At 71.6% G+C, this 18,115-nt stretch carries 14 protein-coding genes; 4 read left to right on the plus strand and 10 right to left on the minus strand.

The features are described from left to right. Positions 1-63 precede the first annotated feature (63 nt). A complete protein-coding gene (locus ACFQTY_RS14060; RefSeq protein ID WP_291757515.1) occupies positions 64-561 on the plus strand; it encodes an OsmC family protein in 498 nt (165 codons plus the stop codon). A gap of 70 nt (positions 562-631) precedes the next feature. On the opposite strand, the gene uvrA is transcribed toward ACFQTY_RS14060, so the two are convergent. After that, on the minus strand, positions 632-3,493 hold the full coding sequence (uvrA, locus tag ACFQTY_RS14065) for an excinuclease ABC subunit UvrA (RefSeq protein ID WP_378101490.1): 2,862 nt from the start codon (positions 3,491-3,493) through the stop codon (positions 632-634). A gap of 95 nt (positions 3,494-3,588) precedes the next feature. On the opposite strand from uvrA, the gene ACFQTY_RS14070 reads away from it, so the two are divergent. Further along, on the plus strand, positions 3,589-5,388 hold the full coding sequence (locus ACFQTY_RS14070) for a glycoside hydrolase family 15 protein (protein ID WP_378101492.1): 1,800 nt from the start codon (positions 3,589-3,591) through the stop codon (positions 5,386-5,388). Continuing rightward, positions 5,385-6,092 (plus strand): MBL fold metallo-hydrolase, encoded by a 708-nt coding sequence (locus ACFQTY_RS14075; protein ID WP_378101494.1) that lies wholly within the window; start codon positions 5,385-5,387, stop codon positions 6,090-6,092. The genes ACFQTY_RS14070 and ACFQTY_RS14075 overlap by 4 nt, the downstream gene beginning before the upstream one ends. A 25-nt stretch (positions 6,093-6,117) precedes the next feature. On the opposite strand, the gene ACFQTY_RS14080 is transcribed toward ACFQTY_RS14075, so the two are convergent. Further along, complete coding sequence (locus ACFQTY_RS14080; protein WP_378101496.1) at positions 6,118-7,833, minus strand: AMP-binding protein; 1,716 nt, start codon at positions 7,831-7,833, stop codon at positions 6,118-6,120. Between the two features lie 61 nt (positions 7,834-7,894). Continuing rightward, positions 7,895-9,061 carry an acyl-CoA dehydrogenase family protein gene (locus ACFQTY_RS14085; RefSeq protein ID WP_378101498.1) on the minus strand — a complete coding sequence of 389 codons (1,167 nt, stop codon included), beginning with the start codon at positions 9,059-9,061 and terminating at the stop codon, positions 7,895-7,897. A gap of 79 nt (positions 9,062-9,140) precedes the next feature. Between ACFQTY_RS14085 and ACFQTY_RS14090 the strand changes: the two genes are divergently transcribed. After that, positions 9,141-9,431: a YciI family protein gene (locus ACFQTY_RS14090; RefSeq protein ID WP_378101500.1), complete on the plus strand. Its 291-nt coding sequence runs from the start codon at positions 9,141-9,143 to the stop codon at positions 9,429-9,431. A gap of 59 nt (positions 9,432-9,490) precedes the next feature. Here ACFQTY_RS14090 and ACFQTY_RS14095 read toward each other — a convergent pair whose 3' ends face one another. The 7 genes from ACFQTY_RS14095 to rpsA form a co-directional block, all read right to left on the minus strand. Continuing rightward, the gene (locus ACFQTY_RS14095; RefSeq protein ID WP_378101502.1) at positions 9,491-10,546 is read right to left on the minus strand and encodes a TerC family protein; all 1,056 of its coding nucleotides are present in this window, start codon (positions 10,544-10,546) and stop codon (positions 9,491-9,493) included. Continuing rightward, positions 10,543-11,568 (minus strand): TerC family protein, encoded by a 1,026-nt coding sequence (locus tag ACFQTY_RS14100; RefSeq protein WP_378101504.1) that lies wholly within the window; start codon positions 11,566-11,568, stop codon positions 10,543-10,545. The genes ACFQTY_RS14095 and ACFQTY_RS14100 overlap by 4 nt, the downstream gene beginning before the upstream one ends. Before the next feature lie 249 nt (positions 11,569-11,817). Beyond that, positions 11,818-13,923, minus strand: a complete 2,106-nt coding sequence (gene uvrB, locus ACFQTY_RS14105; RefSeq protein ID WP_378101506.1) for an excinuclease ABC subunit UvrB — start codon at positions 13,921-13,923, stop codon at positions 11,818-11,820. Positions 13,924-14,001: 78 nt separating this feature from the next. Continuing rightward, positions 14,002-14,391, minus strand: a complete 390-nt coding sequence (locus ACFQTY_RS14110; RefSeq protein WP_291757527.1) for a hypothetical protein — start codon at positions 14,389-14,391, stop codon at positions 14,002-14,004. A 205-nt stretch (positions 14,392-14,596) separates the two neighbouring features. Then, positions 14,597-15,559 (minus strand): polysaccharide deacetylase family protein, encoded by a 963-nt coding sequence (locus tag ACFQTY_RS14115; RefSeq protein WP_378101508.1) that lies wholly within the window; start codon positions 15,557-15,559, stop codon positions 14,597-14,599. 118 nt (positions 15,560-15,677) lie between these two features. Next, a complete protein-coding gene (gene coaE / locus ACFQTY_RS14120) occupies positions 15,678-16,331 on the minus strand; it encodes a dephospho-CoA kinase (protein WP_378101510.1) in 654 nt (217 codons plus the stop codon). A gap of 148 nt (positions 16,332-16,479) precedes the next feature. Beyond that, a complete protein-coding gene (rpsA, locus tag ACFQTY_RS14125; RefSeq protein WP_378101512.1) occupies positions 16,480-17,952 on the minus strand; it encodes a 30S ribosomal protein S1 in 1,473 nt (490 codons plus the stop codon). Positions 17,953-18,115: the final 163 nt, after the last annotated feature.

The following is an 18,115-nucleotide window of genomic DNA, read 5'->3' on the forward strand; positions in this document are numbered from 1 at the left end:
ACTTCGAGGGTAGTTCGCGGTGCCGACATCCCCGTCGACGGCCGGCCCGGCTAGCGTGGGCGGATGCCGCAGCTGCACACGTACACCGTGGACCTGACCTGGACCGGTGCCCGCGGGCACGGGACGACCTCGTACACCTCCTACGGCCGCGACCACGAGGTGCGCGCCGGTGAGCGGCCCGTGCTGCTCGGCACGTCCGACCCCCACTTCCGCGGGAGCCCGGACCGGTGGTCGCCGGAGGACCTGCTGGTCACCTCCCTGTCCCAGTGCCAGATGATGTGGCTGCTGCACCTCGCGGCGCGTGACGGCGTGGCCGTGCTGGGCTACAGCGACCGAGCGACGGGCACCATGCGGGTGTCGGGCGCATCGCAGGGCCAGTTCCAGGAGGTCGTGCTGCACCCGCGCGTCGTCGTCGCCGCCGATGCCACGCTGCCTGACGGGACTCCCGTGGACGACGAGGTCCTGGCGCGCCTGCACCGCGAGGCGGCCGAGCACTGCTTCATCATGCGGAGCGTCAACTTCGCCGTGCGCGTGCAGCCGACACCGCTCGTGCGCGCCTGACGCGGCCTCCCCAGGACCCCGGCGGTCCGACAGGCGGTGCCCGAGGGCCGCCGCCCAGGACCCCTCGACGTCAGGCGGTCGCGCGCTCCCGTTCAGGCTCCAGCACCTCGGCGAGGAACCGCCCGGTGTGGCTCGCGGGGACGCCGGCGACGTGCTCGGGCGTGCCCTCGGCGACCACCAGACCGCCGCCGCTGCCGCCCTCGGGCCCGAGGTCGATCACCCAGTCCGCGTTCTTGATCACGTCGAGGTTGTGCTCGATCACGATCACCGAGTTGCCCTTGTCCACCAGCGACTGCAGCACGCCGAGCAGCTTGCGGATGTCCTCGAAGTGCAGCCCGGTGGTCGGCTCGTCCAGCACGTACACCGTGCGGCCGCTCGACCGGCGCTGCAGCTCCGCCGCGAGCTTGACGCGCTGCGCCTCGCCACCGGACAGCGTCGGCGCGGGCTGCCCGAGCCTGACGTAGCCGAGACCGACGTCCACGAGCGTGCGCAGGTGCCGCGCGATCGCCGGCACGGCGGCGAAGAACTCGGCCGCCTCCTCGATCGGCATCGCCAGGACGTCGGCCACCGTCTTGCCCTTGAAGTGCACCTCGAGCGTCTCGCGGTTGTACCGGGCGCCGTGGCACACCTCGCACGGCACGTACACGTCCGGCAGGAAGTTCATCTCGATCTTCAGGGTGCCGTCACCGGCGCAGGCCTCGCACCGCCCACCCTTGACGTTGAAGGAGAAGCGACCGGGCGTGTAGCCGCGGACCTTCGCCTCCGAGGTCTCGGCGAACAGCCGGCGGACGTGGTCCCACACCCCGGTGTACGTCGCCGGGTTCGACCGCGGCGTGCGACCGATCGGGCCCTGGTCGACGTGCACCACCTTGTCGAGGTGCTCGAGGCCCGTCACCTGCTTGTGCCGACCGGGGACCTGGCGGGCGCCGTTCAGCTCGTTGGCGAGCACGGTGTAGAGGATCGAGTTCACCAGGGTGGACTTCCCGGACCCGGACACGCCGGTCACGGCGGTGAACACGCCGAGAGGGAACGCCACGTCCACACCGCGAAGGTTGTGCTCGCGGGCTCCGACCACGCGCAGCATCCGCCCGGGGTCGACGGGCCGGCGCGTGGTCGGCATCGGGATCGACCGGCGACCCGAGAGGTAGGCGCCGGTGATCGAGTCCGGCGAGGCGAGCAACCCTGGCAGGTCGCCGGAGTGCACCACGTGGCCGCCGTGCTCACCGGCACCGGGCCCGATGTCGACGATCCAGTCGGCCGTGCGGATGGTGTCCTCGTCGTGCTCGACGACGATCAGCGTGTTGCCGAGGTCCCGCAGCCGGGTCAGCGTCTCGATCAGACGGCGGTTGTCCCGCTGGTGCAGACCGATCGACGGCTCGTCGAGCACGTACAGCACGCCGACCAGCCCCGAACCGATCTGGGTGGCCAGCCGGATCCGCTGCGCCTCACCGCCGGAGAGCGTCGCGGCGGGTCGCGAGAGGCTGAGGTAGTCGAGCCCCACGTCGAGCAGGAAGCCGAGGCGCGCCTGGATCTCCTTGAGCACCTGCGCTGCGATCGCGCGCTCACGAGCGCCGAGCTCGAGGCCGTCGAGGAAGGCGCGCGCCTCGCGGATCGGGAGCTGGCACACGTCGAAGATCGACCGACCGCCCACCTTGACCGCCAGCACCTCAGGCTTCAGGCGCGCACCCTGGCACACGGGGCACGGCACCTCCCGCATGAAGGCCTCGTACTTCTCCTTGCTCCATTCGGAGTCGGTCTCCGAGTGCCGCCGCTCGAGGAAGGTCAGCACCCCCTCGAAGCCCGTGGAGTACTGCCGCTCACGGCCCCAGCGGTTCCGGTAGCGGACCTTCACCTCGTGGTTCTCGCCGTGCAGCACGGCGTCCTTGGCCCGCTGCGGCAGCGCCCGCCACGGCGTCGTCATCGAGAAGCCGAGGTCGTCCGCCAGCGCGGTCAGCACGCGGGTGAAGTACTCCCCGGAGATCTGCGCCCACGGCGCGACCGCACCGTCCGCGAGGGACAGGTCCTCGTCCGGGACGACCAGCTCGGGGTCGACCTCGAGCCGCGACCCGATGCCCGTGCACTCCGGGCAGGCGCCGTACGGGGCGTTGAACGAGAACGTGCGCGGTTCCACCTCGTCGAGGGTGAGCACGTGGTCGTTGGGGCATGCGCGACGCTCCGAGAAGCGCCGCTCACGCTCCGGGTCCTCCGGGTCCGCATCGACCAGCTCGACGACGAGGAGGCCGCCGGCCAGGCCGAGCGCCGTCTCGACGGAGTCGGTGAGCCGGCGCTGCACGCCCTCCCGGGCCACGAGCCGGTCCACCACCACCTCGATGTCGTGCTTGAGCTTCTTCTCCAGGGTCGGCGGGCTGGTCAGCTGGACCACCTCACCATCGACGCGGGCGCGCGCGAACCCCTTCGACTGCAGCTCTGCGAACAGGTCCGCATACTCGCCCTTGCGACCGCGCACGACGGGCGCGAGCACCTGGTAGCGCGTGCCCTCCGGCAGCTCCAGCAGCCGGTCGACGATCTGCTGCGGGGTCTGGGCGGTGACCCGCTCACCGCAGACCGGGCAGTGCTGCACGCCGGCCCGCGCGAACAGCAGCCGCAGGTAGTCGTAGACCTCGGTGATGGTGCCCACCGTCGACCGCGGGTTGCGGTTGGTGGACTTCTGGTCGATCGACACCGCCGGCGACAGACCCTCGATGAAGTCGACGTCCGGCTTGTCCATCTGACCGAGGAACTGGCGGGCGTAGGCCGACAGCGACTCCACGTACCGGCGCTGTCCCTCGGCGAAGATCGTGTCGAACGCCAGCGACGACTTGCCGGAGCCCGAGAGGCCCGTGAAGACGATCAGCCGGTCCCGGGGCAGGTCGAGGTCGACGTTGCGGAGGTTGTGCTCGCGGGCTCCCCGGACCACCAGGCGGTCGTTCACGGTGGTCGAGTGTACGTGCCACCACCGACATCTCGCACACATGTTCGATCGCGGCGAACGTGCGGGCCGTGGCCTCGGGCGCGACGATGGGCTCGATGAGCAACCAGCTTCCGATCGACGAGTACGCCGTGCTCGGGGACGGCCGTACGGCCGCCCTCGTCTCCCGCCGGGGGTCTGTGGACTGGTTGTGCCTGCCACGGTTCGACTCGCGCGCCTGCTTCGCCGCCCTTCTCGGCGACGCGGACAACGGCCGCTGGGTCCTCACGGTCCCCGATGCCGAGAGCGTGACCCGGTGCTACCTGGACGACTCGTTCGTCCTGGAGACGACGTACGAGTGCCCGACCGGCACCGCCGTGGTGCAGGAGTCGATGCCGCTCGGCGACGGCCGTGCCGACCTCGTCCGGCGCATCACGTGCACGCGCGGTCACGTGGACGTCCTGCACGAGTGGGTCGTGCGGTTCGGCTACGGGCAGTACCGGCCGTGGGTCCAGCGCGTGACCGACTCCGACGGCAGGCCGGCCATCCACGCGATCGCCGGACCGGACTCACTGGTGCTCCACGGCGACCGCCTGCCCAAGGCGGTGCACAACCGGCACGAGGACCGGTTCACGATGCATTCCGGCGAGTCGGTCACCCTCACCCTGACGTGGTCGCCGTCGTGGCAGCCGGTCGCCTGCATCGGCGACGTCGCCGAGGGACTGGCTGCGAGCGCGCGGCTCTGGCGATCCTGGGCTGCCCAGGCGGACGTGCCGGGGCCGTACCGGCAGGCGGTGGTGCGCTCGCTGCTCGTCCTGCGGCTGCTCACCCACGCGGAGACGGGCGGCATCGTCGCTGCCGTCACCACGTCCCTGCCGGAGACCTTCGGCGGCGCGCGCAACTGGGACTACCGGTTCACGTGGCTGCGCGACGCGGCCCTGACCCTCGAGGCGCTGCTGGAGCACGGCTACCTGCACGAGACCGAGCACTGGCGCAGCTGGCTGCTCCGCGCCGTGGCCGGGGACGCCGTGGACATGCAGATCATGTACCGCCTCGACGGGGCGCGGGAGCTGAGCGAGCGGACGCTGGACCACCTGCCCGGCTACGCGGACTCCAAGCCGGTCCGGGTCGGCAACGCCGCCTCGGGGCAGGTGCAGCACGACGTGCTGGGCGAGGTGATGTGCGCGCTCGAGATGGCCCGGGCCGCCGGGATCGAGGAGACGACCACCTCGTGGGCCCTCCAGCTCAACCTCATCGACCATCTCGTGGAGACGTGGCGGGAACCCGATGCCGGCATCTGGGAGTCGCGCGGCCGTCCCCGTGCCTTCACGCACTCGCGGGCCATGACCTGGGCCGCGCTGGACCGGGCGGTCAAGGCCGTCGAGACCCTCGGCGTCCCCGGCGACGTGGACAGGTGGCGCACCGAGCGGGACGCAGCGCACGCCGACGTCCTGGCGCACGGGTGGTCCGACGCGGCCGGCAGCTTCGTGCAGTACCCGGGCGCCACCCACACGGACGCGTCGCTGCTGCAGATGTTCCAGGTGGACTTCCTGCCGCCGACCGACCCCCGCATGCTGGCCACGCTCGACGCGATCCGCAAGGAGCTGGAGGTCTCCCCCGGCCTGCTGCTGCGCTACCGCGCCGACAAGACGGACGACGGCGTGGGCGGACGGGAGAACCCGTTCCTCGCCTGCTCGTTCTGGCTGGCGGACGCGCTCGCGCGGGCCGACCGGGTGGACGAGGCGCGCGAGGTGCTCGACATCCTGGTCGGGCTGACCAACGACGTCGGGCTGCTCGCCGAGCAGTACGACCCGGAGCACCGGCGGATGGCCGGCAACACCCCGCAGGCGCTGTCGCACCTGGCGCTGGTCCGGGCGGTGCACCAGTACGAGCTCGCGCAGCGCCGGCGCACGCCATGACCTACAGCGGTGACGTCCGGCCGGGCGGCCCCAGCGACGTGCGGGTGCTGGACGAGGTCGAGATCCGCAAGGCGTCCGTGGGTCCGATGGACAACAACGCCTACCTGGTCACGTGCCGCCGGACGGGCGCGCAGCTCCTGGTGGACGCGGCCGCCGACCCGGAGCGCCTGCTCGCACTGGTGCGCGAGGGCGCGGCGTCGGCTCGGCTGGACGGGATCGTCACGACCCACCGTCACCCGGACCACCTGTCGGCACTGGCCTCGGTGGTGGCGGTCACGGGAGCGCCCCTGCTGGCCGGAGCGCCGGACGCCGACGCGGTCGCGGCGGCCGCGGACCGGCCGGTCCAGCGTCGGCTGCAGGACGGCGACACGATCGCGGTCGGTCACGCCGTCCTCGAGGTGATCGCCCTGCGTGGTCACACGCCCGGCTCCATCGCGCTCGTCTACCGCGAGCCGGAGCACGTGGACCAGGCGGACGCCGTCGCCGGGAGGGCGCACCTGTTCACCGGCGACAGCCTGTTCCCCGGGGGGGTCGGTGCGACCGGCAACGACCGTGCGCGGTTCGACCAGCTGTTCCTCGACGTGACCGAACGGATCTTCGACCGGTTCGACGACACCGCGTGGGTCTATCCCGGGCACGGGCCCGACACGACCCTGGGTGCCGAGCGACCTCAGCTGGACGCCTGGCAGGCGCGCGGCTGGTGAGCCGCGGCTCGCGCCCTCGACGGCCTCACTGCTCGGCGGGCAGGACCACCTGGGCCTTGGCGAGGTTGTCCCGGACCACGCGCCGGAGCACCTTGCCGACCTGGGACCTCGGGAGGTCCGGCAGCACCACGAGTCGACGTGGGACCGCGTAACGGGCCAGCCGAGCCTCGCACCAGTGGCGCACCGCTTCGAGGTCGACGCCGTGCGCGCCCTCCTCCAGCACCACCGCGGCGACCACGCTCTCCCCGTGCTCCCCCGCCGGCTCGCCGACCACGGCCACGTCGGCGATGCCCGGCATCGTCCGCAGATGGTCCTCCACCTGCGACGGGTACACCTTGAACCCGCCGCTGACGATCATCTCCTTGAGCCGGTCGACCAGGACCACGAAGCCGTCGGGGTCCACGTGCACGATGTCGCCCGTGCGCAGCCAGCCGCCAGCCAGCAGCTGGTGCGCGGTCTCGTCCGGCCGGTTCCAGTAACCGGCGAACACCTGCGGGCCGGCCACCAGAAGCTCACCCTGCTCACCGGGCAGCACGTCGCGCTCGGGGTCGTCCTGCGAGACGACGCGGATCCGCGTCGACGGGAACGGCATGCCCAGCGCGCCCGGGCGCCGTGCCGGGCTCAGGGGGTTGCCGAGCGCGACCGGCGACGTCTCGGTCATGCCGTAGCCCTCCACGGCAAGGCCTCCGGTCAGCCGCTCCCACCGCTCGGCGGTCGCCCGGGGCAGCGCCATCGCGCCGCTGAGCGCGCACCGGAAGGACGTCAGGTCGGCGCCCGACCGTTCGGCCGCGACCCCGAGCCGTTCGAGCATCGGCGGCACGGCGGGCAGGAAGGTGCCGGGGCGGCGGCGCTGCGCGGCGAGCACGGTCGCGGGGTCGAACGACGGGAAGACCACCTGGGTGGCTGCGATACCCGTGCCGTAGAGGAGGCACAGGGTCATCCCGAACGCGTGGAAGTAGGGCAGCACGGAGTACACCACCTCGACGCCGTCCTGCGCACCGGTCCACGCGCGGCCCTGCGTCACGTTGGCCACGAGGTTGCGGTGCGTGAGCACGGCACCCTTCGGGGTGCCCGTGGTGCCGCCCGTGTACTGCAGCAGCGCGACGTCGGACGCGTCCGCCACTGGATGGTCGGCCGGCAGCGGCGCCGCCGCCGCGACGAGACGGTGCCACGACGGGATGCCGCTCGGGACCGCCGGACCGCAGAGGGCGGCACGCATCGTGCGCGCCTTGGGCACGGGCAGGTGCAGAGCGAGGCGCGAGTGCAGCGGCAGGTCCTGTGCCAGGTCCACCGACACGACGGTGCGCAGTGCCGGCCCGCGCGCCGCAAGCACCGACGGCACCGCCTTGCGCCAGACGAGCGCCACGCAGGCACCGCTGTCCGCGAGCTGGTGCCGCAGCGACTCGACCGCGTACGTCGGGTTGTGCTCGACGACGACTGCGCCGATCCGGAGCACCGCGTGCACCGCGACGACGTGGGAGGTGCTGTTCGGCAGGACCAGCGCGACGCGGTCCCCTCGGCGGACGCCGAGGTCGACGAGCACCGCCGCCGCACGGGAGACGCGGTCGGCGAGATGCCGGTAGGTGGTGGTCGCCCCGAGGAAGTCGACGGCGACACGGTCCGGGAACGACGTGGCGGCACGGTCGAGCGCCGCGCTCAACGGCTCGTCGGCGACGTCGATCTCTCGCGGGACCGACGTCGTGGGCGAGCTGTGAGCGGTCGGTCCTGACGTCGTCGGCACGTTCCCAGCGTAACCTACGGCTGCGTAAGTTACGCGTCCGTAGGTCCCGTGGCGCAGACCTTCACCGAGCGTTCACGGGGCCCAGGACGGACTGCGCGACGGTCGCGTGGGCGGACTCGTCGTCCGACGGGTGGTAGATCCCGGCGAGCACGTCGCGGTAGAGGCGGTTCAGCTCGTTGCCGGTGTAGTAGGCGGCTCCCCCGCTGACCCGCAGCGCGAGGTCGACGACGACCCGGGCCGACTCGGTGGCACGTACCTTGAGCCCCACGAGCTGGGCGAACAGCCGCGCTCCGTGGTCCACCCGCTCGTCCACGTCCCGCGCCAGGGCGAACACCTGGAGCTCGGCACCGTCCTGAGCCAGGGCGGCATCGGCGATCTTCCACCGGATGTCCGGGTCGTCGGCGTAGCTGCGCCCGTCGTACTTCATCGACGTGCGCCCCCGGGAGTTGGCCGCGCCGAGCTCCAGGGCCCGCCGTCCGATACCCGTGTACACGGCGGCGAGCAGGATCTCGAAGACGGAGAACAGCGCGACGATGTAGGGGTCGGCGCTCGGCCCGGGCGGCAGCCGCCGGACGATGCGGTCCGGTGGCGCGTAAGCGCCCTCCAGGTGCGTCGTCGCCGACTGGGTCGCGCGCATGCCCAGGGTGTCCCAGTCCTCGCCGACGGTCACGCCGCCCTGCTCGCGGGCCACGACCCCGTGGACCAGACGGGGGTCCGAAGGGTCCGCGTCGTCGAGGCCGAAGGTCGCGAGGCGCGTCCAGACCGGCGACAGCGACGTGAAGATCTTGGTGCCGACGTACCGGTAGCCGCCGTCGGCCGTGCGCTCGGCACGGGTACGTGAACCGAACATCACCAGGTCGTTCCCCGCCTCGGAGTTGCCGAACGCGAACACCTCCCCGGCCGCGGCGTCCTGCAGCACGAACCGCATCGAGTCGTCACCGTCGATCGCGAGGAGGGCGGCCATCCCGGTCACCACCAGGTGCATGTTCACCGCCAGAGCGGTGGCCGGCGCGGCGGCCGCGAGCCGGACCTGCTCCCGGGCGACCTCCTCGAGGGTCAGCCCGGCGCCGCCGAGCTCCGCAGGGACGAACGCCGTCAGGTAGCCCGCGGCACGCAGGTCGGCGAGGTCGTCGTGCGGGAAGGTGTTGTCGCGGTCGTGCGCCGGAGCCCGGTCGTGGACCCGGGCGATCAGGTCGTCGGTGAGCAACGTGCGGTGATGACGAGGCATGCACGTCACTCTGCCATCGCCCCGGCCACCGACCAGGCCCCGGCTCGGTTCACGGTTCCGGCTCGGGCACGATAGGACGATGACCACATACGCCGTCCGCTACACGTACGACGAGCGCGCCGACGTGCTGGCGCGGTTCCGCCCGGAGCACCGTGCGTGGCTCGCGCGCCAGGCTGAGCGCGGTGCGCTGCTCGGCTCCGGTCCGTTCACGGAGGGCGAGCCCGGCGCGCTCCTGGTCTTCCGCGCGGCCGACCCGCAGGCACTCGCCGACCTGCTCGCTCAGGACCCGCTCTCCCGTGAGGGGCTGGTTCGCTCGACGGAGGTGCGGGTCTGGGACGTCATCCTCGGCCCCTGGTCGGCGACCGTCTGAGACGGAGCGCCGCCGCGGGGCGTCGGCCAGGGGCCGCACGGCCCTGCGGTGGCAGGCCGTCAGCGCTCGAGCGCTCCGGTCTCGTCGGCCGCCGGCCCGTCGGCCCGGTCGCCGGTCGGGCGCCCGAGCCGGCCCGGCAGGCGGTGCCGGTTCGCGTGCACGACGCTCGCAGCGGTCGCCACTCCCAGGGAGCCGGCGATCACCACCAGCGACACCCAGGTCGGCACCTCCGGCGCCCAGCCGACCGCACGGCCGCCGTTGACGAACGGCACGGTGTTGCTCCGGAGCGCCTCCGAGACCAGCTTCAGACCGATGAAGCCGAGGATGGCCGCCAGCCCGTACGGCAGGTACACGATGCGGTCCAGCACGCCGCCGAGCAGGAAGAACAGCTGGCGCAGACCCATCAGCGCGAAGACGTTCGACGTGAAGACGATGAACGGGTCGTGCGTCAGGCCGAAGATCGCCGGGATGGAGTCGAAGGCGAACAGCACGTCCGTCGTGCCGATGGCCAGGAAGACCACGAGCAGCGGGGTGAACATGCGACGACCGTCGACCACCGTGCGCACCGCGCCGCCGTCGTACTCCCGGGAGATCGGCCAGAACCGGCGTGCCGCCCGGACGAGGACGTTCTCGTGGTACTCGTCGTCACCGCTCTCGCCGCCCCGCAGCAGGTGCACCGCCGTGTACACCAGGAACGCGCCGAACACGTAGAACACCCAACTGTACCGCGTCACCACCGCGGCACCCGCGAGGATGAACCCGCCGCGCAGCACCAGCGCGATGATGATGCCGACCAGCAGCACCTTCTGCTGGTGGTCCCGCGGCACCGCGAACGCGGACATGATCAGGACGAACACGAACAGGTTGTCCACGGACAGGCTGTACTCGGTCAGCCAGCCCGCGATGAACTCCCCCGCCGGGACCGCGCCGCCCACGACGCCGACCAGCGCCGCGAACACCAGGGCGAGCACGACGTACACGGCCACCCACCGGAGGCTCTCGCGGGTGGACGGCACGTGCGGCCGGCGGCCGATCACCGCCAGGTCCGCCAGGAGCAGACCGACGACCGCGATGAGCGACACGACCTGGAAAGGCACCGGCATCTCGTGGGTCATCGGGTGGGGTCCCCTTCGGTGTCGGCGGCGGTGACGGCGCTCCGGGCGTCGCCGGGACGGTTGCGTCCTCGGGTGCTCAGCAGGGAGGCCGTCGTGGTCACGGCCAGGACGACCACGATGACCACTAGCGAGGCGGCGGTCGGGATCTCCGGGACGGCGACGTGCTCGCCGCCGTTGATGAACGGCACCTCGTTGGTGTGCAGCGCATGCAGCACCAGCTTCACGCCGATGAAGGCGAGGATCACGGCGAGGCCGTAGGCGAGGTACACCAGCTTGTCGAGGAGGCCGTCGACCAGGAAGAAGAGCTGGCGCAGGCCGAGCAGCGAGAACGCGTTGGCGGCGAAGACGAGGTACGTCTCCTGCGTCAGCCCGAAGATCGCCGGGATCGAGTCCACCGCGAACATCACGTCCGCCGAGCCGATGGCGATCATCACGACCAGCATCGGAGTGATCCAGCTGCGGCCGTCCCGCCGGACGACCAGGTGGTCGCCCGCGTAGTCGTCGGTGACGCGGAACACCCGACGCGTCAGCCTCAGGACCGCGTTCTCGTGGTACTCGCCCTCCTGCTCGCCGGCCCGCAGCTGGGTCCACGCCGCGTACAGCAGCACCGCGCCGAACACGTAGAACACCCAGGTCGCGTGGGTGATCAGCGCCGCGCCCAGGAAGATGAACCCGGTGCGCAGCACCAGGGCGACGGTGATGCCGGTGAGCAGCACCTTCTGCTGGTACCTCCGCGGGACGCGGAAGCTGGACATGATCAGGACGAAGACGAAGAGGTTGTCGACGGACAGGCTCTTCTCCGTCACGTAGCCGGCGAAGTACTCCCCGCCCGGGCCCGACCCCCACACGGCCCACACCAGCACGCCGAACGCGACGGCGATCCCGACGTAGACGGCCGACCAGCGCGCCGCCTCCCGCAGCGACGGCTCGTGCACGGCACGCACGTGGCCCAGGTAGTCGACCACCAGCATCGCGACGACGACGCCCACGGTCAGCGCCCACACCCAGCCTGGAACATCCATGGAACTACCTCCGGTGCACATGACGAGATCACCGGAGGTCTTCTCTGCCGCGGGCTGGTCGTTCGCACCTGCCCGGACCGACGTCACCGGGCCGGCTTCGTTGGCGACCGTGATGACGATGACGTCGTAAGGGAGTACTCCCCTCCGCCGCTCAGTGTAGGCGACCCTTTCCGGGATGCGCTCCGCGAACCGCCGGCCGCCGGCGCTGCGCCGGTCGATCCGGCGCTGCCCTCCGGCGCTGGGCCGGGGTCAGGCGGTGGCGGCCTGCATCTGCCGCAGCTCCTTCTTCAGCCCGGAGATCTCGTCGCGCAGCCGGGCCGCCAGCTCGAACTGCAGCTCGGCGGCGGCCGCGTGCATCTGGTCGGTGAGGTCCTGGATGAGCTCCGCCAGCTCCCCGGCTGCCGCACCGACGAGCTTCGTGCGCTCGTCCTGAGGTCCGCGTCGGGACCCGAAGCCCGGCACCGGCGCCTTGCCGCGACTGGCCTGCCGTCCGGCCCCGCCCAGCAGCTCCGCGGTGTCGGCGTCCTCGCGCGCGAGCAGGTCGGTGATGTCGTTGATGCGCTTGCGGAGGGGGGTCGGGTCGATCCCGTGCTCGCGGTTGTAGGCCACCTGCTTCTCGCGTCGGCGGTTCGTCTCGTCGATCGCGGTGGCCATCCCGGCCGTGATGCGGTCGGCGTACATGTGCACCTCGCCGGACACGTTGCGCGCGGCACGGCCGATCGTCTGGATCAACGAGGTGGCCGAGCGCAGGAAGCCCTCCTTGTCCGCATCGAGGATGGCGACCAGCGACACCTCCGGCAGGTCGAGGCCCTCGCGCAGCAGGTTGATCCCGACCAGCACGTCGAACTCGCCCAGCCGCAGCTCGCGCAGCAGCTCGACGCGACGCAGGGTGTCGACCTCCGAGTGCAGGTAGCGCACCCGGACGCCCTTCTCCAGGAGGTAGTCGGTCAGGTCCTCCGCCATCTTCTTGGTCAGCGTGGTGACCAGGACGCGCTCGTCGCGGTCGACCCGGTCACGGATCTCCGCGAGCAGGTCGTCGATCTGCCCCTTGGTGGGCTTGACCACCACCTGGGGATCCACCAGGCCGGTGGGCCGGATGATCTGCTCCACCACGCCGTCGGACATCGACAGCTCGTAGCTGCCCGGCGTCGCGGAGAGGTAGACCGTCTGCCCGATGCGCTCGACGAACTCCTCCCAGCGCAGCGGCCGGTTGTCCACCGCGGACGGCAGGCGGAACCCGAAGTCCACCAGTGCGCGCTTGCGCGACATGTCGCCCTCGAACATCGCGCCGATCTGCGGCACCGTCACGTGCGACTCGTCGATCACCAGGAGGAAGTCCTCCGGGAAGTAGTCGAGCAGCGTGTTCGGCGCGGAGCCGGGTGCCCGGCCGTCGATGTGCCGGGAGTAGTTCTCGATCCCGGAGCAGGAGCCGATCTGGCGCATCATCTCGAGGTCGTAGGTGGTGCGCATCCGAAGCCGCTGCGCCTCGAGGAGCTTGTTCTGCCGCTCCAGCTCCGCAAGCCGGTGCTCGAGCTCGGACTCGATGCCGGTGATGGCGCGCTCCATGCGCTCCGGGCCGGCGACGTAGTGCGTCGCGGGGAACACGTGCACCTGCTGCTCGGAACGGACCACGTCGCCGGTCAGGGGGTGCAGCGTGGCGATCGCCTCGATCTCGTCCCCGAAGAACTCGATCCGGACCGCGAGCTCCTCGTACACCGGGATGATCTCCACGGTGTCGCCGCGCACCCGGAACGTCCCTCGGGTGAACGCCATGTCGTTGCGCGTGTACTGCATGGTGACGAACCGGCGCAGCAGCTGGTCCCGGTCCACCTGGTCGCCGACGTTGAGCGTCACCATGCGGTCGACGTACTCCTGCGGCGTACCGAGCCCGTAGATGCAGCTGACGGTCGCCACCACGACGACGTCACGGCGGGTGAGCAGGGAGCTGGTCGCCGAGTGCCGCAGCCGTTCCACCTCGTCGTTGATCGACGAGTCCTTCTCGATGTAGGTGTCCGTCTGCGCGATGTACGCCTCGGGCTGGTAGTAGTCGTAGTACGAGACGAAGTACTCGACGGCGTTGTTCGGCAGCAGCTCGCGAAACTCCGTGGCCAGCTGTGCCGCGAGGGTCTTGTTGGGCGCCATCACCAGCGTCGGTCGCTGCACCTGCTCGATCAGCCACGCCGTCGTGGCGGACTTGCCGGTGCCGGTGGCGCCGAGCAGCACCACGTCCTTCTCCCCCGCCTTGAGGCGGCGGGTCAGCTCGGCGATCGCGGTCGGCTGGTCGCCGCTAGGGGTGTACTCGGAGATCACCTCGAACGGCGCGACCGTCCGCTGCAGGTCGGTGACGGGACGCATGCGCCCACCGTACGTCGGGCCACCGACACGGTCGCCGACGGCCCGGACCGGGACCGCCGACCCGAGCGGCCCGCGGTGTCAGCGGCCGCTGGTGAACGAGACCACCGAGTAGATGTCGTCCGCCTGCACCATCGCCGCGAAGCGCTCCATGAACGCCTGGTACGCGGAGAACCCGATCAGCCGTCGGTTGGCCACCGGCACCAGGCCCCCGACGCCGGAGTCCTTCACCGTGAAGGACTCGATCGCCGACCGAGCCGTCACCCGGCCCGCCGCGCGCTCGGCCTCGACCCGGAACCGCATGATCTCGCCGGCCTCCGGCCGGGCCAGGTCGCGCATCAGGAAGTCGACGCGGACCGGGGTCCGCGGCCCGACCGTCACCCAGCCCCGGTCGTCCTCGATGCCGCGCGCACCGGCGGTCGCCAGCTCCAGCATGCGCGGGACGTCGATCGACGCGGAGGCGACGGACACCGATGCCTTGGACTGCCACGGCCGAGCCGCCCAGCCTCTGGTCCCCACCGACGACAAGGCCACACCGCCTTCCGTTCACGTGCGGCCCGTTGCGGGCCGGAGAGGCGTCCTCGCCTCCTCGACTTCTTATCGGACGTTCGGTCCGAAGACTTGCGCCCGATCGCGCATCAGATTGGCAGATCGACCCGTCCGCGCCAAGGTCCGTTCATCGGTGGTCGTACACGGCTCCGGCGGCGGGGGCGCCGAGCAGCTGCGGGACGGTGACCAGCGTGAACCCGCGCGCGCGGAGCGCATCCACCAGGCCGGGCACCGCATCGACGGTCGACGGGCGGATGTCGTGCATCAGGATGATCGCCCCCGGGTGCGCACCGGCAAGAGCCCGCTCGGTGGTGACACCGGCGTCACGGTTCTTCCAGTCCTCCGTGTCGACGTCCCAGAGCACTCCCGCCATCCCGCGGCTCTCGAAGGCCTGCGTGACCGACGGTGACAGGGAGCCGTAGGGAGGCCGTGCCAGGGTCGGAGCGGCTGCACCCTCCGCGACGATGGCCTGCGACGTGCTGTCGAGCTCCGCGGCGACAGCCTCGTCACTCAGGCCGGGGAGCATCGCGTGGTCCCAGGTGTGGTTGCCGACCACGTGTCCCGCGGCGACCTCGCGCGCCACGGCGCCGGGCTGCTTCGCGATCTGCCGGCCGACGACGAAGAAGGTGGCGTGCACGCCGCGGGCCGCCAGCTCGTCCAGCAGCCTCCCCGTGTCCGGCCCCGGCCCGTCGTCGAACGTGAGGGCGACGCATGCGAGCGCTGCGCAGTCCGGCGCTGCAGCGTCGGCGGCCGGCGGTGGCGGTGGCGGTGGTGCCGCCGTGGGCGCCGGTGCGGGCTGCGCCTCGGGAAGTGACGACGTGTCGGTCGGCGACCCGTCGGCCCCGCGCCCGTCGTCCACGATCGCCTGCGGCTCGTCCCCGACCGCCGCCGGAACGGTGGTGGCGGCGGGGCGCGGCAGGGCGGCCAGCTGCTCGGCCCGCAGCGCACCCGACGGGACGTCGTGCGCCTCCACCGCGGCACGTTCGACGCGCGCCTGAGGCTCCTCGCGCAGAGCCACCGCGGACGTACCGAGGGCCAGCGAGAGGAGCACGGACAGCGAAGCCGTCGCGAGCGCTGCGCCACGCCGCATCCTGCACCACCCCACGTCCCGCCGATGTCCGGGGAGACGCTAGCGGTGCGCGTGGTCGTGCCGGTGGACCCGTCGTGCGCGTGTCGGGCGCCGCAGCCGGGGCAGCCGTGGGCGGCGTCTAGCGCAGGCGATGCTCCTCGGCGGATGCCAGGTCCGCGTCCCGTTCGGCGGAGCGCTCCTGTGCGAGACGGGACCACAGGACGTCCACCTCGTGTCGCAGCTCGTCGTCGGTGCCCGTCCCGTCCAGCACGACGTCGGCGGCAGCGAGCCGCGCATCGTCGTCGGCCTGCGCGGCAACCCGTGCCCGCGCCTCCGGCTCCGGCATGCCGCGGCCGTCGACGAGCCGGCTGACCCGCTGCTCCTGCGGCGCATGCACCACGACGACCATGCCGAAGGTCTCCGCCTGCCCTGTCTCCACCAGGAGCGGGATGTCGTGGACGACGACCGCGTCGGGGTCGACCGCCGCCGCAGCCGCCTCACGCTCGGCCGCGAGCCGCCGGACCTGAGGGTGCAGCAGCGCCTCGAGCCGCCGCCGAGCCTCCGCGTCACCGAAGACTCGCGCCGCCAGAGCGGCCCGGTCCAGGCTGCCGTCCGCCGCGAGCACCTCCGGGCCGAACGTCTCGACGACCTGCTCCAGACCGAGCGTCCCTGGCGCGACCACCTCGCGCGCCAGGGCATCGGCGTCGATGACCACCGCGCCGAGCTCGATGAAGCGCCGCGCCGCGACGGACTTGCCTGCCGCGATCCCACCGGTGAGCCCGATCCTCTGCATCAGCCCATCGTGCCCTGCCGCAGCGCTCCATGCGTCGGCTCGGCGTGCTCTCCGCCGAGCCGAGCCTGCCGGCGAAGCCGAACGGCGGAGACGCCGACGGCCGGCCACCCCGAGAGGTGACCGGCCGTCGATCGACCGCAGGACCGGGTCAGTTGCCGGTCAGCTTCTCCCGCAGAGCGGCGAGCGCCTCGTCCGAGGCCAGCGTGCCGGTCGCCTCGTCGGACACCGACGAGTAGGTCGTCGGCACCGAGCCGGACGACGACTCGCCGCCGGTGGCCGCCTCGGCGTCGGCCGCAGCAGCGGCCGCAACCTGCTTGCGGTGGGCCTCCCAGCGGTCGTGAGCGGCCGCGTACTGGGCCTCCCACGCCTCGCGCTGAGCCTCGTAGCCCTCGAGCCACTCGGACGTCGTCGGGTCGAAGCCCTCGGGGTACTTGTAGTTGCCCTGCTCGTCGTACTCGGCCGCCATGCCGTACAGCGCGGGGTCGAAGTCCTCGGAGGTGGGGTCGAAGCCCTCGTTCGCCTGCTTGAGCGACAGGGAGATGCGGCGGCGCTCCAGGTCGATGTCGATGACCTTGACGAACACGTCGTCGCCGACCTGCACGACCTGCTCCGGGATCTCCACGTGGCGCACGGCCAGCTCGGAGATGTGCACCAGGCCCTCGATGCCGTCCTCGACGCGCACGAACGCACCGAACGGGACGAGCTTGGTGACCTTGCCGGGCACGACCTGGCCGATGGCGTGCGTGCGGGCGAAGGCCTGCCACGGGTCCTCCTGCGTCGCCTTCAGCGACAGGGAGACACGCTCGCGGTCGAAGTCGACGTCGAGAACCTCGACCGTGACCTCCTGGCCCACCTCGACGACCTCGGACGGGTGGTCGATGTGCTTCCAAGACAGCTCGGAGACGTGCACGAGACCGTCCACGCCGCCCAGGTCGACGAACGCACCGAAGTTGACGATCGAGGACACGACGCCCGGCCGGACCTGGCCCTTCTGCAGCGTCTGCAGGAACGTGGAGCGGACCTCGGACTGCGTCTGCTCGAGCCAGGCGCGGCGCGACAGGACCACGTTGTTGCGGTTCTTGTCGAGCTCGATGATCTTGGCCTCGATCTCCTTGCCGACGTACGGCTGGAGGTCGCGGACCCGGCGCATCTCGACGAGCGACGCGGGCAGGAAGCCGCGCAGGCCGATGTCGAGGATCAGGCCACCCTTGACCACCTCGATGACGGTGCCGGTGACGACGCCGTCCTCCTCCTTGATCTTCTCGATCGTGCCCCAGGCGCGCTCGTACTGGGCGCGCTTCTTGGACAGGATCAGACGACCCTCCTTGTCCTCCTTCTGGAGGACCAGGGCCTCGACCTCGTCGCCGACCTTGACGACCTCACCGGGGTCCACGTCGTGCTTGATGGACAGCTCGCGGGAGGGGATGACGCCCTCGGTCTTGTAGCCGATGTCGAGAAGAACCTCGTCACGGTCGACCTTGACGATCACGCCTTCGACGATGTCGCCGTCGTTGAAGTACTTGATGGTGGCGTCGATCGCCGCCATGAAGTCCTCGGCCGTGCCGATGTCGTTGACCGCGACCTGCTGCGAGGTGGGCTTCGCGGGGGTGGAGATGCTCATGTAGGGGTGGGCTCCGATGCGGACAGGGAGTAGTTCGGACAGATGGATGGTGATGTGGTGGTAACCGCCGACCGCCACCGAACCTTCCCCCGCACCGGCTGAGCCGGTCGGAGGGCACGTGGGCCCGCGGCACCGCCGTCCACCTTATCGGTGCACGGCGGTG

The sequence above is a fragment of the Cellulomonas sp. T2.31MG-18 genome, from assembly GCF_964266755.1.
Lineage (GTDB): Bacteria > Actinomycetota > Actinomycetes > Actinomycetales > Cellulomonadaceae > Cellulomonas.